Origin of the sequence: Nocardiopsis dassonvillei subsp. dassonvillei DSM 43111, assembly GCF_000092985.1 — a bacterium.
Classification (GTDB): domain Bacteria; phylum Actinomycetota; class Actinomycetes; order Streptosporangiales; family Streptosporangiaceae; genus Nocardiopsis; species Nocardiopsis dassonvillei.
This window is the reverse complement of sequence record NC_014210.1, coordinates 5,143,665-5,163,096: the sequence shown is the minus strand read 5'-3', so window position 1 is coordinate 5,163,096 and position 19,432 is coordinate 5,143,665. Positions and strand designations below refer to the sequence as shown.

General features: G+C 72.9%; 19 protein-coding genes. 11 read left to right on the top strand and 8 right to left on the bottom strand.

From position 1 onward, the window contains the following. Position 1: 1 nt before the first annotated feature. On the bottom strand, positions 2-592 hold the full coding sequence (locus NDAS_RS21375) for a TetR/AcrR family transcriptional regulator (RefSeq protein ID WP_013155324.1): 591 nt from the start codon (positions 590-592) through the stop codon (positions 2-4). A 165-nt stretch (positions 593-757) separates the two neighbouring features. Between NDAS_RS21375 and NDAS_RS21370 the strand changes: the two genes are divergently transcribed. Further along, positions 758-1,717 carry an alpha/beta hydrolase family protein gene (locus tag NDAS_RS21370; RefSeq protein WP_013155323.1) on the top strand — a complete coding sequence of 320 codons (960 nt, stop codon included), beginning with the start codon at positions 758-760 and terminating at the stop codon, positions 1,715-1,717. Between the two features lie 217 nt (positions 1,718-1,934). On the opposite strand, the gene NDAS_RS21365 is transcribed toward NDAS_RS21370, so the two are convergent. Next, the gene (locus NDAS_RS21365) at positions 1,935-2,930 is read right to left on the bottom strand and encodes a neutral zinc metallopeptidase (RefSeq protein ID WP_013155322.1); all 996 of its coding nucleotides are present in this window, start codon (positions 2,928-2,930) and stop codon (positions 1,935-1,937) included. Between the two features lie 75 nt (positions 2,931-3,005). Then, positions 3,006-3,899: a neutral zinc metallopeptidase gene (locus NDAS_RS21360; RefSeq protein ID WP_041553258.1), complete on the bottom strand. Its 894-nt coding sequence runs from the start codon at positions 3,897-3,899 to the stop codon at positions 3,006-3,008. A gap of 153 nt (positions 3,900-4,052) precedes the next feature. On the opposite strand from NDAS_RS21360, the gene NDAS_RS21355 reads away from it, so the two are divergent. Both NDAS_RS21355 and dtd read left to right on the top strand, forming a co-directional pair. Next, entirely contained in the window at positions 4,053-5,894 is a 1,842-nt protein-coding gene (locus NDAS_RS21355) for a DUF2207 domain-containing protein (RefSeq protein WP_013155320.1), read from the top strand. A 29-nt stretch (positions 5,895-5,923) separates the two neighbouring features. After that, positions 5,924-6,349, top strand: coding sequence for a D-aminoacyl-tRNA deacylase (dtd, locus tag NDAS_RS21350; protein WP_013155319.1), 426 nt, complete (start codon positions 5,924-5,926; stop codon positions 6,347-6,349). An 84-nt stretch (positions 6,350-6,433) separates the two neighbouring features. Here the strand turns inward: dtd and NDAS_RS21345 are convergent, their stop codons facing one another. Both NDAS_RS21345 and NDAS_RS21340 read right to left on the bottom strand, forming a co-directional pair. Continuing rightward, positions 6,434-7,129, bottom strand: a complete 696-nt coding sequence (locus tag NDAS_RS21345; RefSeq protein WP_013155318.1) for a response regulator transcription factor — start codon at positions 7,127-7,129, stop codon at positions 6,434-6,436. Beyond that, positions 7,126-8,325, bottom strand: coding sequence for a sensor histidine kinase (locus tag NDAS_RS21340; RefSeq protein ID WP_041552912.1), 1,200 nt, complete (start codon positions 8,323-8,325; stop codon positions 7,126-7,128). Before NDAS_RS21340 ends, NDAS_RS21345 begins: the two co-directional genes overlap by 4 nt. A 124-nt stretch (positions 8,326-8,449) precedes the next feature. On the opposite strand from NDAS_RS21340, the gene phoU reads away from it, so the two are divergent. From phoU to ispF, 3 genes are all read left to right on the top strand, one after another. Beyond that, a complete protein-coding gene (phoU, locus tag NDAS_RS21335; protein ID WP_013155316.1) occupies positions 8,450-9,112 on the top strand; it encodes a phosphate signaling complex protein PhoU in 663 nt (220 codons plus the stop codon). 591 nt (positions 9,113-9,703) lie between these two features. Further along, entirely contained in the window at positions 9,704-10,186 is a 483-nt protein-coding gene (locus tag NDAS_RS21330; protein ID WP_013155315.1) for a CarD family transcriptional regulator, read from the top strand. 33 nt (positions 10,187-10,219) lie between these two features. Beyond that, positions 10,220-10,690, top strand: a complete 471-nt coding sequence (ispF, locus tag NDAS_RS21325) for a 2-C-methyl-D-erythritol 2,4-cyclodiphosphate synthase (RefSeq protein WP_013155314.1) — start codon at positions 10,220-10,222, stop codon at positions 10,688-10,690. A gap of 16 nt (positions 10,691-10,706) precedes the next feature. Here ispF and NDAS_RS21320 read toward each other — a convergent pair whose 3' ends face one another. After that, a complete protein-coding gene (locus NDAS_RS21320; protein WP_013155313.1) occupies positions 10,707-11,480 on the bottom strand; it encodes a helix-turn-helix transcriptional regulator in 774 nt (257 codons plus the stop codon). 86 nt (positions 11,481-11,566) lie between these two features. On the opposite strand from NDAS_RS21320, the gene NDAS_RS21315 reads away from it, so the two are divergent. Continuing rightward, positions 11,567-12,370, top strand: coding sequence for an SDR family oxidoreductase (locus NDAS_RS21315; protein WP_013155312.1), 804 nt, complete (start codon positions 11,567-11,569; stop codon positions 12,368-12,370). Between the two features lie 275 nt (positions 12,371-12,645). Here NDAS_RS21315 and NDAS_RS21310 read toward each other — a convergent pair whose 3' ends face one another. Then, a complete protein-coding gene (locus NDAS_RS21310; RefSeq protein WP_013155311.1) occupies positions 12,646-14,847 on the bottom strand; it encodes a DUF2637 domain-containing protein in 2,202 nt (733 codons plus the stop codon). 292 nt (positions 14,848-15,139) lie between these two features. Here NDAS_RS21310 and cysS point away from each other — a divergent pair, with 292 nt between their 5' ends. The 4 genes from cysS to NDAS_RS21290 all read left to right on the top strand — a co-directional run bounded on the left by cysS (position 15,140) and on the right by NDAS_RS21290 (position 19,138). Further along, positions 15,140-16,543, top strand: coding sequence for a cysteine--tRNA ligase (gene cysS / locus NDAS_RS21305; RefSeq protein ID WP_013155310.1), 1,404 nt, complete (start codon positions 15,140-15,142; stop codon positions 16,541-16,543). A gap of 133 nt (positions 16,544-16,676) precedes the next feature. After that, entirely contained in the window at positions 16,677-17,639 is a 963-nt protein-coding gene (gene rlmB, locus NDAS_RS21300; protein WP_013155309.1) for a 23S rRNA (guanosine(2251)-2'-O)-methyltransferase RlmB, read from the top strand. Between the two features lie 133 nt (positions 17,640-17,772). Further along, positions 17,773-18,063: a hypothetical protein gene (locus tag NDAS_RS21295; RefSeq protein ID WP_041553257.1), complete on the top strand. Its 291-nt coding sequence runs from the start codon at positions 17,773-17,775 to the stop codon at positions 18,061-18,063. Between the two features lie 52 nt (positions 18,064-18,115). Continuing rightward, complete coding sequence (locus tag NDAS_RS21290; RefSeq protein WP_013155307.1) at positions 18,116-19,138, top strand: DNA topoisomerase IB; 1,023 nt, start codon at positions 18,116-18,118, stop codon at positions 19,136-19,138. A 39-nt stretch (positions 19,139-19,177) separates the two neighbouring features. Here NDAS_RS21290 and NDAS_RS21285 read toward each other — a convergent pair whose 3' ends face one another. Beyond that, a complete protein-coding gene (locus NDAS_RS21285) occupies positions 19,178-19,387 on the bottom strand; it encodes an MbtH family protein (RefSeq protein WP_013155306.1) in 210 nt (69 codons plus the stop codon). Positions 19,388-19,432: the final 45 nt, after the last annotated feature.

Genomic DNA, 19,432 nt, shown 5'->3' with positions numbered 1-19,432 from the left:
GTCAGGAGGGCTGTGGCTGCCGCAGTCCCCGCAGGAGCAGTTCGACCAGTCGGCGCGGGTCGTAGCGGGGGTCGCTCCCGACGCAGAGGTTGCCGATCCCGCGCATCAGCTCGTAGGCCCGCGTGCCGGGCCCGATCTCCCCGGCCTCGACCGCGGCGTCGAGCAACCGCGTGCAGACGGGCACCAGGCGGTCGAGGAAGTAGGCGTGCAGGGCCTCGAAACCGCCGCTGTCCGACCGCATCGCACCTGCCAGCCCGTGCTTGGTGACCAGGAAGTCGACGAACAGGTCCACCCACGCGCGGAGCGCGGCGAACGGGGAGGCGGCCTCGTCCAGTAGCCTCGGGCCGGCCTCGGCGCAGGCCTCGACCTGGTGGCGGTAGACGGCGACGACCAGGTCCGCCCGCGTGGGGAAGTGGCGGTAGATCGTCCCCATCCCGACCCCCGCCCGGGCCGCGATCTCCCGGATCGGCGCGTCGACTCCGGAGGTGACGAACACCGCGGCGGCGGCGGTGAGCAGCTTCTGCTGGTTGCGCACCGCGTCGGCCCGCCTGCCGCGGGCCGGCACCTCTCCCGACCCCCCTGTGCTGGGCATACACGCTCTCCTTCCGGTGGCCGTTGCAAAACGGAACAATGCTCCGTATATTAAGAGGAACAGTGCTCCGCTTGCAGTCTAGCTGCGACGGGACACTTCCGCCCGCCCTGCCCGCCGCCGATCCGAGAGGACCGGCCGCGCGGGCCGCCGAAGGGAAAACGCACCATGAGCGCACCGACGCGCACGGCCGACGCCGTCAGCCCCGCCGCACCCGTCCTCTCGGTCAGTCCGGTCGTGCTGCCGACGCCCGACCGCGCCGTGGACCTGGAGGTGCGGGTCTCCGTGCCCGTGACCGGCGGCGAGCTGCCGATCGTCCTCCTCTCACACGGCCACGGCCCCTCCCACCACCTGTCCTCGCTGAACGGCTACGCGCCCCTCGCCAACTTCTGGGCGGCCCACGGATTCGCGGTGATCCAGCCCACCCACCTGAGTTCGAGGACGCTGGACCTGGACCCCGACACCCCCGAGGCGCCGCTGTACTGGCGGTCGCGGGCCGAGGACATGACGCGCGTCCTGGACCGGCTCGACGAGATCGAGGCCGCCGTCCCCGGGCTCTCCGGACGCCTGGACCGGAGCAGGGTCGCCGTGGCCGGGCACTCGATGGGTGGGCACACCGCGAGCCTGCTGCTGGGCGCCCGGCTCACCGACCCGCACGACGGAAAGGTGGTGGACCTGTCCGAACCCCGGATCACGGCGGGCGTGCTCCTCGCCGCGCCCGGCGGGGGCGGCGGCTCCCTCACCGAATCCACGGCCCGGGACTGGCCCTTCTTCCTGACCACGGACTTCTCCACGATGACCACACCCGCGCTCGTGGTCGCCGGGGACAGGGACGACTCCGCCCACCTGACCGTCCGCGGCCCGGAGTGGCACGTCGACCCCTACCTCCTCGCCCCCGGCCCCAAGACCCTGTTCACCCTGTTCGGCGCGGAGCACGGGCTCGGCGGGGTCTCCGGGTACGACGTCGCCGAGACCACGGACGAGAACCCCGAGCGGGTGTCCGCGGTCCAGCGGCTCACCTGGGCCTACCTGCGCGACCGGTTCCACCCCGGGGACCCCGCCTGGCCTGCGGCGTGCGACGCGCTGACGGGCGGCCCCGACCCGCTCGGAAGGGTCGAGTCCCGGTAGGCCCGGCCGGGTCGCGTCCCGGGGGTCTCGCCCCGGCACCCGTGCGTGCCGCGGTGGGGTCGAACGCGCGCGTGGTCGGCCGTCCGGGCGCGGATCACGCGCGCCGGGGCCCCGGCGGCCCCGGCCGCCGTATCCGCCCGGGCCCGGAGGGCGCAGTCCGCGGCCCCGTTCCTGCGCGGCGCGTACGGCCTCGTGCGGCCGTCGGGCCGGACCCTCCTCAGTGCACCAGCGACTCGTCCGCCACGTCCCAGGTGTTGCACGCCCCCGGCCTCTGCTCCTCCAGACCGGTCCGGGTCCACGCCACGCTGTTGTCCACCGACCCGTGCGTGCGCTCATCCTCCTCGCCGTCCTCGCGGTCGGCGGTGGCGGCGGCGTCGTCCAGCAGCGTCTCCACGTCCCCCTCGTCCAGGGGGTAGCTCACCCGGACCGACCCCATGAACACGCCCGCCAGGCAGTTCGCCTGGAGCTCGCCGCGGCGCGTCCACGCGTTGCGCTCCAGTACGCCGTCCTCCAGCTGGCGCTGCCCGTGGTAGTACTCCAGCAGTCCCGACTCCCCCTGCACGTGGTGGCCGTACTCGTGGGCCAGCAGGGACGCGTACACCACGCTGTCCGTGGCGCCGTTCCACTTGTCCACCACGTCCGCGGTGCCGATGTAGATGCTCGTGCTCGCCCGGCAGTAGAACGCGCCCGCGCGCGACGGGTAGGCGCGGCACGGGCTGATCCCGGGTTCGTCCCAGAACACCCGCTCCGGAGGGGTGAAGGGAATGCCCGCGCGCAGGAACTGGGTCCGCCAGGCGTCGTCCAGGCAGTCCGCGACCGTGTGCAGGAAGCCCTCCATCGACTCGGGGTCCTCCACGTCCAGCTCCGGCACCGGACACGGGCGCGGGCTCAGCCGCCCGGTCTCGTACAGCGGGTTGGCGACCAGGGCCTGGTACCCCGACGGACGCTCCTGGGCGCCGAACCGCTCCGAAAGCCCCTGCCCGCCCGCCATGCCGGAGGGGGCCTGACCGGGCTTGTCGTCGGAGTCGGCGTCCGTCTGCGGGACGGTCGCGTCCGGCGCGGCCCCGGGCGGGGGACCGTCCTCGCCGGCGGTGGTCCACGACAACAGCGCCAGCGCCAGCAGCACCACCATGAGGGCGGTCACCAGACCGAACACCCGGCGGTCGGCGCGGCGAGCCGCGGACGCCGGCGACCTACCGAACCCTGCGTACACCCCTGTCCGCCCGCCCTGTCGTCACCGTGGCCGGGCCGGACCCGCCCGGCACCTGACCGTGCCCCCCGGAGCGCCTCACCGCACCAGCTCCTCGGGAGCGTTCCACGTGTTGCACGCGGCCGGATCCCTGCGGTCCATGCCGTGCGCCGTCCACAGGCGGCCGTTGGCGGCCGAACCGTGGGTGTGCTCGTCACCCCAGTCGGAGCGCAGCCCGACGTCGTCGAGGATATTCTCCCGTTCGGACCCGCCGAGGCCCAGGTCCTCGCGCGAGGCGCCCAGGAAGACCCCGCCCAGGCAGTTGGCCTGGAGCTCGTTGCGCCTGGTCAGCTCGTCGGCCTCCGCCTCGTCGGCGCCCGCCCGCTCGCTGTGGAACCGCGCCAGGATGCGCGACTGCCCCTGCACGTGGTGCCCGTACTCGTGGCTGAGCAGGAACGTGTACGCCTCGGGCTTGTCGCTGCCGCCGGAGGCCGCCACGATGTCCTCCACGCCCAGGTACAGGCCCTGGTTGGCCTGGCAGTAGAAGGCCGCGGTGCCCTCGCTGGGGAACGCGCCGCACGGGCTGTTCCCGGCGGTGTGCCAGTACACGCGGTTGGGGGAGGTGAACTCCAGGCCCGCCTCGGCGAAGTAGGAGCCCCACGCCGTGTCCAGGCAGTCGGCGATCTCGTGGACGAACGCCTCCACCGACTCCGCGTCCTTCTCGTCCAACTCGGGCACCTCGCAGGTGATCTCGCCCAGCTCGCCGATCCGGTACAGCGGGTTGTCGGTGAGCGGGTCGCCCTGGCCGGAGGCGGTCAGCGGCTCCTCGGCCGCCGAGGCCCCGCCCGACCCGCCCGTCGCCAGGTCCGCGGACGCCACCGGGTGCGACCACGCGGGCTCGGAGGGGTGCAGGGCGGCGGAGATCGCCAGGAAACCGGTGAACCCCACCGCGGCCGCCCCGGTGCCCAGCGTGAGCGTGACCCCGAGGCCCATCCGCTGGAGGAACCCGGGGTCCTCGGGCCAGAAGTCCGGTCCCCGGACGGGTCTGCGGCTCACCACGGCGGCTCCCCGCGGCGCCTGGGCACGACGTCGGCCGCCGTGCCCGGGGGGAACGGTGCACCGGGGGACCGGATAGGCTCTCGCGACATGTGGTGGGTTGGCTCCTGGCGCCCGGCCGTCGCGGTCGCGACGGCCGTCTTCGTGTTGTCCTCACTGGTCACGGCGCTTGTCGTCGCGTGGCCGGGTGGGGAGGCCCACGCCGCGACGCCAGCGGCACCGGCTCCCACAGTACCGGGGGGCTCCGTGGCGGCGGCCAGCGACCGGTCGGCCCCGGTCATCACCAACGACGTCCGCCTCGAACTCGACCACGCGGGCGTCCTCCACGGCGAGGAGACCATCTCCTTCTCCGGCGGCGCCCCGGCCACCTTCACCCGCTCCCTGACCGAGACGATGCTCTACGACACCGAGTACGACCGGAAGTTCGAGGTCACCGGTGTGCGGGCCACCGACCTGGACGGCGACGCCCTGGACGCCCGGGTGAGCAGGGACGACGGCTCCCTGTCCGTGGAGATCCCCACCGAGGCCACCTCCGGGGTCGTGCTCTCCTACCGGGTGAGCGGAACCGTGAGCGAGGTCTCCCAGGGCGTCCAGATGGAGTGGCGGGCCGTGGGCGCCTACAGCCACACCGTGGAGACCACCGACGTGACCGTCACCGCGCCCCTGCCGCCCGGGGCGCTGTCCTGCCTGGCCGGGGAGCCGCGCAGCGCCATGTACTGCACGGCCTCCGACATGGGCGCCGACGCGGGCGTGGCCCACTTCCTCCAGGCCGACATGGAGCCCAGCGACCGGCTCGACATCGTCGTCAACTACCCGCCCGGCACCGCCGAGGGCGAACCCATCCTCACCCGCCGCTGGTCCCTGGCCTCCGCGTTCGCGGTCACCCCGGCCACCGCCAGCGTGTTCGGACTGCTGCTGGCGGTGCTCCTGGGCGGCCTGGTGGTGCTGATCCGCGTCCGGGGCCGCGACGAGCGCGTCCTGCGCGACGAGGCCTCGGCCGGAGACCACGCCCCGGTGGCCGAGGGCGAGCACGGACGCCTGCGGTTCGCCCCGCCCGACGACGTGCACCCCGGACAGATCGGCACGCTCGTCAACGAGACCGTGGACATCACCGACCTCACCGGTGCCGTGGTCGACCTCGCGGTGCGCGGCTACGTGCGCCTGGAGGAACTGCCGCACGAGCACTTCACGTCCGTGGACTGGCGGCTGGTGCGCCTGGACGGCCCCCCGGAGGACACCCTCCGCTCCTACGAGTGGCTTCTGCTGGACGCGCTCTTCGGCGGGCGCCCGACCGTGCGCCTGTCCCAGGTCGGCTCGCCCCGCACCTCCCCGGACTTCCCGGCGCGCATCGACCGCGTGCGCGAGGAGCTGTACCGGGACATGGTGCGGCTGAAGTGGTTCGCCCGCTCGCCCAGCCAGGTGCGCGGCCGCTGGAGCGCCGTCGGCATGGCGGTGACGGCCGCGGGCGTGCTCCTGACCGGCGTCCTGGCGGTCTTCACCAGCGCGGCGTTCACCGGGCTGGCCGTCATCATCGCGGGCGCCGCCGTCACGGCGGGCGCGCAGTACATGCCCGCCAAGACCGCCCTGGGCAGCTCGGTGTACGCGCACACGGTGGGCTTCCGCGACTACCTGCTGAGCCCGCGCTCGGCGACCGCTCCCCCGGGGCAGCGGGTGGAGCTGTACTCGCGCTACCTGCCCTACGCGGTGATCTTCGACGACGTCGACCACTGGGCCAACATCCTGGCCTCGGCCGCGCTCACCGACCTGACCCCCGAGGAGCTGACCGGTGACGGCCTGGCCTGGTACACGGGGCCGAGGGAGTGGCGGATCGAGGACTTCGCGGACTCCATCACCACGTTCGTGGTGACGCTGACCGGCATCATCACCAACGCCCGGCGGCTGCGGGCGCTCAACCAGTTCCAGCGGCGGTAGGCCGCCGCAGACCACGAGGGGGAGGCACCATGCGCGCGGTCGTGCAGCGCGTGTCGCACGCGTCGGTGACGGTGGACGGCGAGGTGGTCGGGCAGGTCACCGAACCGGGCCTGATGGCGCTGGTGGGGGTCACCCACACCGACACCGCCGCCGAGGCGGTCAGGATCGCCAGGAAGCTGTGGACGCTGCGGATCCTGGAGGACGAGCGGTCGTGCTCCGACACCGGCGCCCCGCTGCTCGTCGTCAGCCAGTTCACGCTCTACGGCGACGCGCGCAAGGGCCGCCGCCCCACGTGGCAGGCCGCGGCGCCCGGCCCCGTCGCCGAACCCCTCGTGGACGCGGTCGTCGAGGAGCTGCGCTCACTCGGCGCCGTGGTGGCCACGGGGGTGTTCGGCGCGAAGATGTCGGTCTCCCTCACCAACGAGGGGCCGTTCACGGTCGTCCTGGAGGCATGAAGGGGCCCGGGCTGTGGACGCCGCCACGGCCCGGGACACGGGAAGGACGCAGGAGGGGGAATCCCCGGAGAGATCCCGTGCCCCTCAGACGTCGACGGTCACCGGCTCGAACTTGTAGCCCAGACCGCGGACGGTCACGATGTAGCGCGGGCTGCCGGGGTCCTCCTCGATCTTGGCGCGCAGCCTCTTGACGTGCACGTCGAGGGTCTTGGTGTCACCGACGTAGTCGGCGCCCCACACGCGGTCGATGAGCTGCATCCTGGTGAGCACCCGCCCGGCGTTGCGCAGGAGCACCTCCAGCAGCTCGAACTCCTTGAGGGGGAGCTGCACGTTGTCGCCGCGCACCGTCACCACGTGCCGCTCCACGTCCATCCGGACGGGACCGGCCTCCAGGGCGGCGGGCAGCACGACCTCGTCCTCGCCCCGGCGGCGCAGCACCGCGCGGATGCGGGCCACCAGCTCGCGGGAGGAGAAGGGCTTGGTCACGTAGTCGTCGGCGCCCAGCTCCAGACCGACGACCTTGTCGATCTCGGAGTCCTTGGCGGTGAGCATGATCACGGGGACGTTGGACTTCTGCCGCAGCGTCCGGCACACCTCGGTGCCCGACAGCCCCGGCAGCATCAGGTCCAGCAGCACCAGGTCGGCCCCGGTACGGTCGAAGGTCTCCAACGCCACGGTCCCGGTGGGCGCCACGGCGACCTCGAAGCCCTCCTTGCGCAGCATGTACGACAGGGCGTCGCTGTAGGATTCCTCGTCCTCGACAACGAGTACGCGCGTCACTGTGCCGCCTCCTGACGGTCGGTGTTCCGGGCGGCCTCGGGCCCCCGGCTCTCGGAACGGGGCAGACGCAGAGTGAACGTCGACCCCGACCCCTCCTTGCTCCACACGGTCACTTCTCCACGGTGGTGGGTCATGATGTGCTTGACGATCGCCAGGCCCAGACCGGTACCTCCGGTGGCCCGGCTCCGAGCGGCGTCCACACGGTAGAACCGCTCGAAGATCCTTTCAAGGTCCTGCTGCGGGATCCCTATGCCCTGGTCGGCGACGCTGACGTCCACGCTGGACCTGGACAACACCACGGACACGGCGACCCGGGTGTTCTTGGGGCTGTAGGCCACGGCGTTGGCGACCAGGTTGCGCAGGGCCGTGCCCAGCAGCCCCTCGTCGCCCATGACCACGACGCCCTCGGCTCCGCTGCCGACCAGCTCGATCCCCTTGGCGTCCGCGGGCATGCGCACCGAGTCCAGCGCCTCCTCGACGACGGGGCCGAGGTCGACCCGGGCGGGTTCGGCCATCGGCTCGGCGCCCTGGATGCGCGAGAGCGTGATGAGGTCCTGGATCACCGCGGTCAGCCGGGAGGCCTCGATCTGCATGCGCTCGGTGAAGCGACGCACCGCTTCCGGGTCGTCACTGGCGTCCTGTACGGTTTCCGCCAACAGGGACAAAGCGCCCACCGGGGTCTTCAGCTCGTGCGAGATGTTCGCGACGAAGTCGCGGCGGACCGCCTCCAGGCGCCGGTGCTCGGTCTGGTCCTCGGCCAGCACCAGCACCAGCCCGGTCCCTCCCAGGGGGGCCACCCGCACGGCGAAGGACGTGGCGTCGGGGCCGAACTTGCGCACGGCGACCTCGATGTCCGTCTCCCGGATGACGCCGTCCCGCCGTACCTGCCGGGCCAGGGTGAGGAGTTCGCCTATGACCAGTTCCTCGCCCCGCACGATGCCGAAGGCGCGTGCGGCGGAGGAGGCGCGCAGGACCCTGTCGGCGGAGTCCAGCACGACGGCGGAGGAGGGGATCGCGGAGAGCACCTCGGCTATGCCTGAGGGCAGTACGCCGCCGTCGCGGTTCGCGGGCTCCGGAGCCTGCCGTTGCCGTGCGGCGGTACCCGTACGGAAGAAAGGACCGGCCAGGACGCCGATGACGACGCCCGTGACGAGTCCGATGATGCCGGTCACCGCGGCGAGAAGTTCCCCTTGCACGATTCGATCGTAAACGTGCTGGCTGGGGCTTTACCCGGCCAGGGCATGCGACACAACCGAGGTTCTTGCATCGTTCACCAACTCTTGGCCGACTCTTCAATCAACCACTGGGAGCATTGACGCCATGCGCGATACCTACCACGAGGACCTTGACAGCCTGAGTGAACGCCTCGTCGAGATGACGCGGCTCGCCCGGCACGCCGTCGCTCGTGCGACCACGGCGCTGCTGGACAGTGACATCAACGCGGCGCAGGAGGTCATCTCCGGTGACGAGCAGATCAACCGGCTCGACCAGGAGATCGAGGACACCGCGTTCAGCCTGATGGCCCGGCAGCAGCCGGTCGCCTCCGACCTGCGCACCATCATCACCTCCCTGTACATGCGCGGCGACCTGGAGCGGATGGGCGACCACGCCGTCCACCTGGCCAAGATCGCGCGGCGCCGCCACCCCGACTCGGCGATCCCCAAGCCGGTGCGGTCGATCGTGCTGGAGATGGGTCACCAGGCGGAACTGCTGGTCACCAAGGCGGGCGAGGTCATCATGGACCGCGACCCCGACACCGCCCTGGAGCTGGACAAGGACGACGACACGATGGACCGGCTGCGGCGCAAGCTGCTGCAGCGCATCCTCGCCCCCGGGTGGGAGTACGGGGTGGAGGCCACCATGGACGTCACCCTGGTCGGCCGGTTCTACGAGCGCTTCGGCGACCACGCGGTGCACGTCGCCGACAACCTCGTCTACATGGTGACGGGGGAGAAGCGCGAGGACTACGACCCCGAGGGCTGAGCCCGGAGAGGAGCCCTCCGGGAAGCCGGCCGCGGTTCCCTCGACGGTCACTCCGTACGCCCGGGGCGGTCGCGCGGGCCCGGGCCTGCCGGGCCGTACGCCGCTCGCGGGCCGGGCCCGCCTCTTCGCCACGCGGACGCGTCCCCCTCGGGCGTCCGAACCGCGGGTGCCCCCGGCGCCGCGCCGGAGCGCGCGGTGCCTGGCCGGGGCGGGGACACGGGCGGCCGACCGGCCCGAACGGGCTGCGCGGCGGCCGGAGGCGGACCCCGCGGCGGCCGTTCCGGCGGGTCGTCGGGGGCTCTCGCGGACGACGTGCGCCAGTCGACCCGGCACCGTGAGATCCGTCGCTCCGGCCCCTCCCGGAAGGCTTCTCGGGCGTGTCCGTAACGCCCTTCCCAGGCTCCGGTGAAGGGGCGGACACGGCGTCCGCAAGCCCTTCCGTACAGGGTCTGACCAGGTGCGCAGCAGGCCTCGGGTACACTTTGTCAAGCCCTGAAAAGTGGGGCCTGACCTGCGTGTTCGCAAACCTAATAGGTACGTTAAGTCACAGATTCGTGGTATCCTTGTGGTAGCGGAAGGGGTACCTGTCACATGGCTTTCAAGGTCGGCGACACTGTTGTCTACCCCCATCATGGGGCTGCTCGTATTGAAGCGATCGAGACGCGCAACATTAAGGGCGAGGACAGAATCTACCTCGTTCTGAGGGTCGACAAGGGCGATCTGACGGTGCGCGTGCCCGCCGCGAATGCCGAGGACGTCGGCGTTCGCGACGTGGTGGGGCAGGAGGGCCTGGACAAGGTCTTCGAGGTGCTTCGCGCGCCGCACACCGAGGAGCCCACCAACTGGTCCAGGCGCTACAAGGCCAACCTGGAGAAGCTGGCCTCGGGTGACGTGAACAAGGTCGCCGAGGTGGTTCGGGACCTCTGGCGCCGGGACAAGGAGCGCGGCCTGTCCGCCGGCGAGAAGCGGATGCTGGCCAAGGCGCGGCAGATCCTCGTCAGCGAACTCGCCCTCGCGGAAAAGACCAACGAGGACAAGGCCGAGGCCCTCCTCGACGAGGTTCTCACTACCTGAACCGGTTCTGAAATCACGTAATTGATGACGAATATGCCTCGGGTGGGCGTCGGAACAGACGTCCACCCGTTTTCTCCTGGGCGCACCCTTTTTCTGGCCGGTTTGGAATGGCCGGGAGAGGATGGCGTCAGCGGCCATTCCGACGGCGATGTCGCCGCCCACGCGGCGTGTGACGCGCTGTTGTCCGCCTGCGGACTCGGCGATCTGGGATCCAACTTCGGCACTTCGGAACCGCGCTGGAAAGGCGCCTCCGGAGCGGCCCTGCTCACCGAGACCGCGGCGCGCGTGCGCGCGGCCGGTTTCGAGATCGGCAACGTGGCCGTCCAGATCATCAGCAACCGCCCCAAGTTCGCGCCGCGCCGCGCGGAGGCCGAAAAGACGCTCTCGGAGGTCGTGGGAGCGCCCGTGAGCATCTCGGCGACCACGACCGACGGTCTGGGCCTCACCGGCCGCGGAGAGGGCATCGCGGCCGTGGCCACGGCCCTGTGCGTGGCCGCGGGCTGAGGCCCGGGCGGCCCCGTCACGACGCGCGTCCGCGCTCCTGGTAGACGAGCAGCTGGTAACCGGGGGCGCTGGCGACGTTGAAGGCGTGGAAGTCCACCGTCAGCGGTCCCCGCTCCGGGTGGCGCAGCAGTTTGGTCTCGTGGGTCTTGGGCTGTACGTCGTGCCTGGCCCAGAGGCCGGGAAACGCGGGGCTGCCGCTGCGGAGCGTCTCCAGGAGTTCGGTGAGCCTCGCCGGTGTGCGGCTGAAGTCGGCGCTGGCGCGCAGGTTCGCCACGGTGGCCTCCGCCGCCGCCTCCCACTCCACGAAGAACCGCGGCCCCTCGGGGTCGAGCATGACCATCTCCAGCAGGTTCGCGGTGTCGGCGAACCCGCGGAACAGGTCCCGCGCCCGGTGGTTCATGGCGATGACGTCGAGCACGGGGTCGAGCACGATGGCCCCGGCCTCCTGCCAGGAGTCGAGGAGGGTGAGCAGCTCGGTCGGGACGGGGCGCACCGTCGCCTCCTCGTCCAGCCGCCGCGCCACACCGGCGAGCGCGTACAGGTGCCCCTCCTCGGCCCGGCTCAGCCGCAGGGTCGCCGACAGCGCCGCCAGCACCGGCTCCGAGGGACGGGGTTCCCTGCCCTGTTCGAGGCGCCGGTAGTAGTCGACGCTGAGCCCGGCGTCCTGGGCGACCTCCTCACGCCGCAGTCCCGGAACCCGGCGGTGGCCGCCCGAGGGGAGACCGAGGGCGTCCGGCGTGACCTTCGCGCGGCGAGTGCGCAGGAACTCGCCCAATTCCGTCTTCGCCATGGGTGGAGTCTAGGAGCCGGGCGCCGGATGAGGGGGGCCGCGTCGCAGCCTCCCTCATCCGGCGCCGCGGTCCGAGCATGGTGGACATGAACACCACAGCGAACACTCAGCCCACCGCACAGGTCGTCTCCGGCACGCCGCTCACCGGCCGGATCGCCGTCGTCACGGGTGCCTCCAGCGGCATCGGCGAGGCGACCGCGCTCCGGTTCGCCGAGTTGGGAGCGAAGGTCGCGCTGATCGCCCGCCGGGGCGACCGGCTCGAAGCGCTCCAGGAGCGGATCCGCGCGAACGGCGGCACGGCCCTGGCGCTGCCGACCGACGTCACGGACCGCGAGGCCGTCCTGGCCGCCGCCCGGCGGATCGAGGACGGGCTCGGCCCCGTCGACCTGGTCTTCGCCAACGCGGGGGTCCAGCTCATCTCGGGGATCACCGACCTGGCGGTGGACGACTGGGACACCCAGCTCAACACCAACGTGGTCGGCGTCATGAACACCGTCCAGGCCTTCGTCGGCTCGTTGGAGGCCGCGGCCGCGGCGGGACGGCCCGCCGACCTGATCACGACCTCCTCGATCGCCGCGGTGCGGGTCCTGGAGAAGTTCCAGGTCTACTCGGCGACCAAGGCCTACGTCACCCAGCTGTCGCGGCTGCTGCGCACGGAGCTGGGGCGCAAGCGGGTCCGCGTGTGCACCATCGAGCCCGGCATGGTGGACACCGAGCTGCCCGACCACGTCACCGACCCGGACGCCTCGAAGCTCATGGCGGACCTCATCGAGCAGATCGACGTGCTGCGGTCCGAGGACGTCGCCGAGACGGTCTCCTTCGTGGCGTCCGTGCCCAGGCACGTGAACCTGACCGAGATCACGATCCTGCCGACCGAGCAGATCATCTGAGGGCGGGCGCCCTCGGTGGCGGGGGAGGTGCGCCGTGGTCGGGTGTGCCGCCGTCGGGTGCCCCGGTGGGCTTCGAGGGCTTGGGTCCGGGGCCCGGAGGGGCCGGAGTGATCCGGGGCAGCACGGTGTCGGCGGTCTCCGAGGGCCCCCTTGTCTTCAGGCCAGGCTGTGGCGGCCAGGGGGCACCAGAACGGCTTCGGGGCTGTGCACAACCTGTGCACAGCCCCGTCGTGTGTCTGCCCGACCCGTCCGCCGGGCGCGCCTACCCGCCGTTCCTACTCGTCCGGGCGGAGCGGTTCGCTGCGCACGCGCCGCGAGGGCGGACCCGACGTGAAGTCCGGCAGCGGCGGACGCGGCGGCTTGAGCACCATGGGGCGCTTCTCCACCGGTGTGTGGGGTCTGCGCCGCTCCGGAGCGGGACGCCCGGCACCGGGCGCGGGCCCGGCCGGGGGCTCCGGGGAGGAGGGGAGCCGCCCGTCCTCGTCCTCCTCCCGGACCGCCGGGGGAAGCTCCTCCGCCTCGGGCGGGAGGTCGGCGTCGGTCGCGGAGGGTTCGGGATCCCCGAGCGGTTCCGGCTCCTGGAGCGGATCCTTCTCAGGGAACCGGTCCTCGTCGGACTCGTACCAGGCCCAGGCCTCCTCCAGCCTCGGCGCGGGCTCCACGGGTGCGTCCGAGGGGGGCGCCGCCTCCACCGGGGCCTCGCCGATCCGGAACGCCGCCCGCACCGTGGGGCCGGTGTCGTGGTCCAGCACGGGGGTCGGCTCCGGCTCCCGGGACTCCTCCGCGAAGGGGGAGGCGTCGTCCTCCGGCGGCGTCCACACCGGCGGCACGTAGTCCGCGAGGACGTGGGCGCCCGAGTCGTCCGCGGGCGGCTCCCAGTGCGCTGTGTCCTCGGGGGCGGGCTCCGCCGAGGGTCCGGCTTCCACCGCGGGCTCGGTGTCGGGCTCCGGCCCGGACGGCGTACTCCGCGGGTCCGACACGGGCGCGGACTCCGGCACGGACCCGGCCCGCGCGTCCTCGGTCCCCGCCACGGGGTCCGGCTCGGACGGTGCGTCCGCCACCGGCTCGGGCGCCACGGCGGGGGCGGGCTCCCGCCGGGGTTCCGCGGGCTCCTCCACCGGTTCGGGCTCCGGTTCGAAGACCGTGGCGGCCCCGGTCTCCGGCTCCGGCCGCACGCGGCGCTCGGGCTCCACGTGCGGCTCCGGCTCGTGCTCCGCGGCCACCGGCGGGGCGTCGGCCTCGTCCGACACCGGGTCGCCGAAGGGCGGCTCGTGCTCGAAACCCTCGTCGGCCAGGTGGTCGGGGCCCACCGCGACCGGCTCCGGCGCCGTTTCCGGTTCCGGTTCGTCGTCGGCGGGTGCGGCCGCGCCGGGCACCACCGGGGTCTCCTCGGCCGCCCGCTTGATCGGGTTGTGCCCGTCCCGCGAGCGCCGGGGCAGGCGCACCGTCGGCACGGACGCCTCGATCCCGTCCCCGTCGTCCCAGTCGTCCCGGTCGTTCCCGGTGCCGGAACGCGGTGCGTCGGTCCCGGCCGCGGGCAGCGGCTCGGCGGCGAACTCCTCGTCGTCCCAGCCGTCCCCGTCTCGGCCCGCCTCGTCCCGGTCCCAGGCGGCGTCGGGTTCGGGGTCCCTCCGGCGCTCCCGCCGCTCCCCGGAGTCCTCCGACCGCGCGAACGCCCCGGACCCTCCCGAGGTCTCCGGGACCCCGGCGGACCCCGGGCCCTCGTCGTCCCGGCGGTCCTGGTCCCACCTGTCCTCGTCCCGGTCGTCCCCGGCCCCGCGGCCCTCGTCCCGGCCGGGGCGGCCGACGGGCGCGAACGCCTCGGTCTCCTTCTCGTCCTCGTCCCGGTCGTCGGAGCCCAGGCGCAGCAGCCGCGTCCGGAGCGTGCCGCCCTCCGGGACGGACAGGGGAGCGGTGTCCCCGCGCGGGGGGACCGCGGTGCGGGCGTGCAGCACGGTCGTGGGGTCGTCCGCCGGACGCGGCCTCGCCATCCGTGAGCGGCGGCGCCTGCGCATGTGCGCGCGCAGGGTCATCCACAGCAGGAAGGCCACCAGCAGCGCCGCGAGCGGCGCCACCGCCACGATCACGTTGGCGACCCCCTGGTGCACCCGCTCGACGAGTTCCAGGCTGCTCATCAGCATCGCCGTCGCGGCGAACAGGACCAGCACCGGGATCAGCACCAGGTCGACCCAGAGCCGCTCGCGCGGAGGCGCTCCGCGCAGCAGGTAGCTCACCCAGCACGCCATCATCAGCAGCAGGGTGTAGGTCACCGGGAACACGTGGGCGAGGGGGCTGCCCTCGTGGCCGCCGTACTCGGCGAACTGGAAGATGCCGTTGTAGGAGATGACGAGGGCGCACAGGGCGATGAGGCCGACGAACAGGCCGCCGCCGACGAGAGCACCGGCTCCCGCGCCGCGACCTGCTGCGGGCCTACCGTTCCGTGTCCCTGACTCGGGGGCGTTGTTGTAAGGGGCCATCGCCTTCGCAGCGTAGTCCAGGCGGTGCCGCGAACACGAGATTCCGGCTGATTATGGTCGCTACCAGACGGGCCGTCCCCAGGCGTTCTGTGTCGTTCTGTCGGAATATGCAGGGAGTGGCGCTCGGGAGAACCCTGGGAACGGACTTCCGGTCAGGGTTATCTCACACCTCGTGTGTCCGAATACGGCCAATCACATATACGCACTTGGGGATGTCCGGGAGGGCTTCTCCCACCTGGGAGTCCCTGGTTTGTGACGTCGTCGCGAGGGGAAAGGGGATACGCTTGACAACGTGAGTCTGCGCTTCTACGACACCAGTGCCCGACAGGTCCGCGAGTTCGTCCCGCTGCGCGAGGGGGCCGCCTCCCTGTACCTGTGTGGTGCCACGGTGCAGGCACCCCCGCACATCGGGCACATCCGCTCCGGGGTGAACTTCGACATCCTGCGCCGCTGGTTGACGCACCTGGGGTACGACGTCACCTTCTGCCGCAACGTCACCGACATCGACGACAAGATCATCCGGGTCGCGTCGGACGAGGGCGTGCCGTGGTGGCAGGTCAGCGAGCGCAACCAGCGCGCCTTCACGCACGCGTACGAGATCCTGGGCTGCCTGCCGCCCACCGTCGAGCCGCGGGCCACCGGGCACGTGCCCGAGATGATCGACCTCATGCACCGCCTCATCGACGCGGGCCACGCCTACGCCGCCTCCGACGGCTCCGGCGACGTCTACTTCGACGTGCGCTCCTACCCGCCCTACGGGGGCCTGTCCAACCAGCGCCTGGACCAGGTCGTGGAGTCGGCCGACTGCGACGCGGACCGCGACAAGCGCGACCCCCGCGACTTCGCCCTGTGGAAGGGCGCCAAGCCGGGCGAGCCCAGCTGGCACACGCCGTGGGGGCGCGGACGCCCCGGCTGGCACCTGGAGTGCTCGGCCATGGCCACCAAGTACCTGGGCCCCAGCTTCGACATCCACGGCGGCGGCCTGGACCTGGTCTTCCCGCACCACGAGAACGAGCTCGCCCAGTCCCGCGCGGCCGGGGACGGCTTCGCCCAGTACTGGCTGCACAACGGGCTCCTCGTCGTCGGCGGCGAGAAGATGAGCAAGTCGCTGGGCAACTCCCTGCTCATCCCGCAGATGGTGCGCAAGGTGCGCCCGGTCGAGCTGCGGTACTACCTGGGCCAGGTGCACTACCGCTCGGTCATCGACTACTCCGACGCCGCCCTCCAGGAGGCGGCCACCGCCTACCAGCGCATCGAGGGCTTCCTCACCCGCGCCGTCGAGGTGCTGGGCGAGGTCGCCCCGGCAGCGGACGTCCCCGCGGAGTTCGCGTCCGCGCTCAACGACGACCTCGGGGTCTCCCAGGCGCTCGCCGTCGTGCACGGCCACGTCCGCGAGGGCAACACGGCGCTGGCGGCGGGCGGCAAGGAGCAGGCCGCCGAGATCGCCGGTGAGCTGCGCACCATGCTCGGCGTCCTGGGCCTGGACCCGCTCGGGGAGCAGTGGGCCACCGGCGGGGACCAGGGGCTGCGCGAGGTCGTGGACGCCCTGGTGGCGGTCGCCCTGGAGCAGCGCCAGGCCGCCCGCGGCCGCAAGGACTACGCGGCGGCCGACGCGATCCGCGACCAGCTCGCGGGGGCGGGCGTCGTGGTCGAGGACACCCCCGAGGGCCCGCGCTGGGACCTGCGCCGCGACTGAGGCGGCCCGGGCGGTGGCGCGGCGGCGTTAGTCTGGGAGTTTGCCGCCGCGTTCACGTTGGCAGGCCATATTCCACCAGCCGGATGCCACGCGCCTCCGGCATGCCCGCGACACTGACGGGGAGGCGGCGACCATGCCGGCGAAGAAGAGCAAGAAGGGCCCGACCAAGGGCAGCGGAGGCAAGGGCCGCCGCTCGCTGGAGGGCAAGAGCGGCACCCTGCCCGCCGAGCAGCGGCACTGGTACGAGGGCAAGCAGCGGGCCAGGGCCGCCCGCCGCCCCGACTCCGGAGGCGGTGCCCGGGGCCCGCAGCAGGGGGAGCGCCGCCGTGCGGACGCCTCCGACCTGCTGGTGGGGCGCAACCCGGTGGTGGAGGCGCTGCGCGCCGGCATGCCCGCCACCCGCCTGTTCCTGGCCAACAGCCTCGACCCGGACGAGCGCGTCAACGAGGCGGCCCGGATCGCCGGTGAGCGCGGCCTGGACGTGCTGGAGGTCACCAAGACCGAGCTCGACCGCCGCTGCGAGAGCAACGGCCAGCCCGGCGCGGCCCACCAGGGGCTCGCGCTCCAGGTGCGCCCCTACCAGTACCGCGCGCCCGAGGCCCTGCTGGACACGGCGCTGGAGTCCGACACCCCGGCGCTGATCGTGGCCCTGGACGGGGTGACCGACCCGCACAACCTCGGCGCCATCGCGCGTTCGGCCGCCGCGTTCAACGCGCACGGCCTGCTCATCCCCGAGCGCCGCTCGGCCGGGGTCAACCTCACCGCCTGGAAGACCTCCGCGGGCACCCTCGCCCGGCTGCCCGTGGCCCAGGCCACCAACCTGACCCGCGCGCTGGAGGGCTACAAGAAGGAGGGCGTGTTCGTCGTCGGCCTCGACGCCGGCGGCGACACCCCCATCCCGGACCTGGAGCTGGCCACCGGCCCGCTGGTCATCGTGATCGGCTCCGAGGGCAAGGGCCTGTCCCGCCTGGTGCGCGAGGCCTGCGACGTGGTCGCGAGCATCCCGATCGGCAACGCGGAGTCGCTGAACGCCTCCGTGGCCGCCGGGGTGTCCCTCTACGAGGTGGCCCGCCGCCGCTCCGCCGCGAAGGGGTAGCAGCGCCCCGCGCCGGACCCGTCCCGCTCCGCGCACGCGGAGAAGGGCGGGTCCGCGCTTTCGTTTTCCGCTCCGGCCCCGCGGGTAGCTGTGCTGCTGCACCTGACCATCGCAGAGGAAGCGGGTGGGCGGCATGGCGACTCCTCCTGTCCCCGGCTACGAGGACCTCTCGCTCCGGGACCTGGACGAACGCGTCCGCTCCCTCTCCGCGGAGCGGGTGCGCGAGCTGATCGCCTACGAGGAGAGCCACTCCGGCCGGATGCGGGTGCTGGAGCTGCTGAAGGACCGCCTGCACTCGGCCGAGGGAGGCGACGAGGCGCACCGGGACCCCGGGCCCGAGGGCGGGGAGGACGCCGCCGACGCCGCCGACGCGCGGGCGGTGCCCGAGAGCCCGGAGCGCCCGCCCGGCCGGGACCCGTCCTGACCGGGCGAACGGTCCGGGGAACGCGCATGGTCGTCCGTGAGGAGGCCCCGGTATGAGCCTGCGGCGCAGCGACCCGGCCGAGCCGGGGATCACCAGGCGTCGTCGCGGTCGCGGACACAGCTACCACGGCCCGGACGGCAAGCCGGTCACCGACCCCGACCAGATCCGGCGCATCAAGGAACTCGTCGTGCCCCCGGGCTGGCACGACGTGTGGATCTGCCCCTCGCCCGAGGGGCACATCCAGGCGTGCGGCACCGACGACGCGGGCCGCCGCCAGTACCTCTACCACGCCGAGTGGCGGCGCCGGAGCGAGGAGGCCAAGTACGACCGGATGCTCGACTTCGCCGAACTGCTCCCCAGGATCCGCGGCACGCTGGCCGAGCACCTGGGCCGCCGCGGACTGCGGCGCGAGCGCGTCCTGGCCGCGGCCGTCCGCCTGATCGACCTCGGCTTCCTGCGGGCGGGGGGCGACGCCTACGCCGCCCGCAACGACTCCTACGGGGTGGCGAGCCTGCTGCGCGAGCACGTCCACCGCAGACGCGGCACGGTGGTGTTCGAGTTCCCCGGAAAGTCCGGCCAGGACCAGCGCGTCGAGTGCGCCGAACCCGAGATCTGCCGGGTGGTCTCCGGCCTCCAGCGCGTCCGCTCACCGGGGCAGGACCTGTTCGCCTACCGCGTCGGCGACGACTGGCACGACGTGAACACCGACGACCTCAACTCCTACCTGCGCGAGGTCGCCGGGGAGGAGCACACGGTCAAGGAGTTCCGCACCTGGCACGCGACGGTCCTGGCCGCGGTCGGGGTGGCGGTGGCCGTGCCGCCCGAGGACGACAGGGCCCTGGCCCGGCTGAGGACCCACGTGGTCCGCGAGGTGGCCGACTACCTGGGCAACACCGAGGCGGTGGCCCGGGACTCCTACATCGACCCCCGCGTCTTCCGGCTGCACGAGCGGGGTGTGACGATCGCCGGGGCGCTGCCCGAACTGGGCGGTGAGGCGTCCGCGGGCGAACTCGCCACCCAGGGCGGGGTGGAGGAGGCGGTGCTGCGCATGCTGCGCGACAACGGCGACGCCTGAGGGCCGGGGGCGCGCCGGACCCGCGCGCCCCCGGCGGGTTCAGCCCTCCTGCGCGGCGATCAGGCTCGCCGGGCGCAGGTCGGTCCACTCGCGCTCCACGTACTCCAGTGCCTCGGCCCGGGAGGTCTCGCCCTGCGCCACCCGCCAGCCCCGGGGCACCTCGGCGAACGCGGGCCACAGGGAGTGCTGGCCCTCGTCGTTGACCAGCACGAGGAAGCGGGCGTCCTCGTCGTCGAAGGGGTTGCTCACGTCGTTCCGTCTCCTTGTCGTCGTGGGTGCCGCGCACCGTTCGCG

What these genes read in the sequence shown, in the direction of transcription:
- NDAS_RS21375 (WP_013155324.1), bottom strand. Translation starts at nt 592, where the DNA reads ATGCCCAGCACAGGGGGGTCGGGAGAGGTGCCGGCCCGCGGCAGGCGG.
- NDAS_RS21370 (WP_013155323.1), top strand. Translation starts at nt 758, where the DNA reads ATGAGCGCACCGACGCGCACGGCCGACGCCGTCAGCCCCGCCGCACCC.
- NDAS_RS21360 (WP_041553258.1), bottom strand. Translation starts at nt 3,899, where the DNA reads ATGGGCCTCGGGGTCACGCTCACGCTGGGCACCGGGGCGGCCGCGGTG.
- NDAS_RS21355 (WP_013155320.1), top strand. Translation starts at nt 4,053, where the DNA reads ATGTGGTGGGTTGGCTCCTGGCGCCCGGCCGTCGCGGTCGCGACGGCC.
- dtd (WP_013155319.1), top strand. Translation starts at nt 5,924, where the DNA reads ATGCGCGCGGTCGTGCAGCGCGTGTCGCACGCGTCGGTGACGGTGGAC.
- phoU (WP_013155316.1), top strand. Translation starts at nt 8,450, where the DNA reads ATGCGCGATACCTACCACGAGGACCTTGACAGCCTGAGTGAACGCCTC.
- NDAS_RS21330 (WP_013155315.1), top strand. Translation starts at nt 9,704, where the DNA reads ATGGCTTTCAAGGTCGGCGACACTGTTGTCTACCCCCATCATGGGGCT.
- ispF (WP_013155314.1), top strand. Translation starts at nt 10,220, where the DNA reads ATGCCTCGGGTGGGCGTCGGAACAGACGTCCACCCGTTTTCTCCTGGG.
- NDAS_RS21320 (WP_013155313.1), bottom strand. Translation starts at nt 11,480, where the DNA reads ATGGCGAAGACGGAATTGGGCGAGTTCCTGCGCACTCGCCGCGCGAAG.
- NDAS_RS21315 (WP_013155312.1), top strand. Translation starts at nt 11,567, where the DNA reads ATGAACACCACAGCGAACACTCAGCCCACCGCACAGGTCGTCTCCGGC.
- NDAS_RS21310 (WP_013155311.1), bottom strand. Translation starts at nt 14,847, where the DNA reads ATGGCCCCTTACAACAACGCCCCCGAGTCAGGGACACGGAACGGTAGG.
- rlmB (WP_013155309.1), top strand. Translation starts at nt 16,677, where the DNA reads ATGCCGGCGAAGAAGAGCAAGAAGGGCCCGACCAAGGGCAGCGGAGGC.
- NDAS_RS21295 (WP_041553257.1), top strand. Translation starts at nt 17,773, where the DNA reads ATGGCGACTCCTCCTGTCCCCGGCTACGAGGACCTCTCGCTCCGGGAC.
- NDAS_RS21290 (WP_013155307.1), top strand. Translation starts at nt 18,116, where the DNA reads ATGAGCCTGCGGCGCAGCGACCCGGCCGAGCCGGGGATCACCAGGCGT.